Annotated in this window: 1 protein-coding gene and 1 tRNA gene; both read right to left on the reverse strand. The window is 36.0% G+C overall.

From position 1 onward, the window contains the following. The coding region (locus P8M54_RS06820) for a type I restriction-modification system subunit M (protein ID WP_300286555.1) at positions 1-1,170 on the reverse strand (1,170 nt) is incomplete at its 3' end. A 309-nt stretch (positions 1,171-1,479) separates the two neighbouring features. Next, positions 1,480-1,564, reverse strand: a tRNA-Leu gene (locus P8M54_RS06825). Positions 1,565-1,622 lie beyond the last annotated feature (58 nt).

Genomic DNA, 1,622 nt, shown 5'->3' on the forward strand with positions numbered 1-1,622 from the left:
GAACAAGTTGGGTGCTACGGATATTATGGTTTCTACAAAGTTATTGTCTACTAAATATTTTCTAATTTTTTGTTCGGCACCACCACGGTAAAAAATACCTGGGAAACAAACTAAAGCAGCTCTTCCTTTGGGAGATAAATAATGTAATGAATGCAGCACAAAGGCAAAATCTGCTTTTGATTTTGGTGCTAATACTCCAGCAGGTGCAAAGCGGTCATCGTTTATCATGGTGGGATCTTCATTTCCAATCCATTTTACCGAATAAGGAGGATTTGATACGATAGCATCAAATGGCTTTTCATCGCCTAATTGTGGGTCTTTTAGCGTGTCTCCCAATACAATGTGAAACTTATCGTAGTTGATGTTATGTAAAAACATATTCATACGCGCCAAGTTGTATGTAGTGTGGTTTATTTCTTGGCCATAAAAGCCATCTTCGATAATGTGATTATCAAAGTGCTTTTTGGCTTGTAATAGTAAAGAACCCGAACCAGCTGCAGGGTCATAAATCTTGTTTACAGTGGCTTGCTTATGCATTGCCAACTGTGCAATTAGTTTCGATACGTGTTGCGGTGTGAAGAACTCACCACCCGATTTTCCAGCATTAGCTGCGTAATTTGAGATTAGAAACTCATAAGCATCACCAAAAAGGTCGATTTCATTGTCTTCAAAATTTCCGAAATTCAGCTCTTCAACACCTTTAATTACGGCTGCTAAACGGCTGTTTTTATTTTCAACGGTATTTCCTAATCTTGAACTTGTAGTATCAAAATCAGCAAACAATCCTTTTATATCTTGTTCTGAAGGATAACCATTCGCCGAACTTTCAATAGCATTGAATATCGTTTTTAAATCTGTATTCAGGTTTGGATTGGTGTTAGCCGTTTTAGTAACATTCGCAAAAAGTTGACTAGGATAGATGAAATATCCCTTTGTTTTAATTGCATCGTCTTTTATTTCAGCAGATATTTGATCATCTTCAAAACTTGCATAATCTATACTTTCGTCACCACCTTCAATATATTTTGTAAAATTTTCACTTATGAATCGATAGAAAAGGGCACCTAAAACAAAGTGTTTGAAATCCCATCCGTCAACAGAGCCACGAACTTCGTTGGCTATTCTCCAAATTTTTGCTTGTAATTCTGCTCTTTGTGCTGTGCTTGTCATTATTTTATTTTTTGTAAATCTATGGGGCTAACTTTAATAGTATCTAATATAAACAAACATACGAAAAAGGTCTGGTAAGAAAATGAGTATAACCGTAAACCTAAGAGGAAATAGGTAGAAAAAAGATATGAGTTTGATATATTATTTTTTTTTCAGATAAAACACAAAAGGCGAACCAATTAAGGAGCTCCTTTTTTTTTCGAAATAATGGTTGAATTATTCTACGTTTCACCCCCTTTCTCAATCGGTTGGGCAACGGTTGGGCAATTCTTAAAACAAAAAACCCTAACTATTTACTAGTCAGGGTTTTGGTGCGGATAATAGGACTCGAACCTACACGCCTTGCGGCACCAGATCCTAAGTCTGGCATGTCTACCAATTTCACCATATCCGCGTAATTGTGGGTGCAAAGATAGACATAACTTTGAACTTTCAAAGCTTTTTTTTAAAAA

Origin of the sequence: Flavobacterium sp. (assembly GCF_029242675.1) — a bacterium.
Classification (GTDB): domain Bacteria; phylum Bacteroidota; class Bacteroidia; order Flavobacteriales; family Flavobacteriaceae; genus Flavobacterium.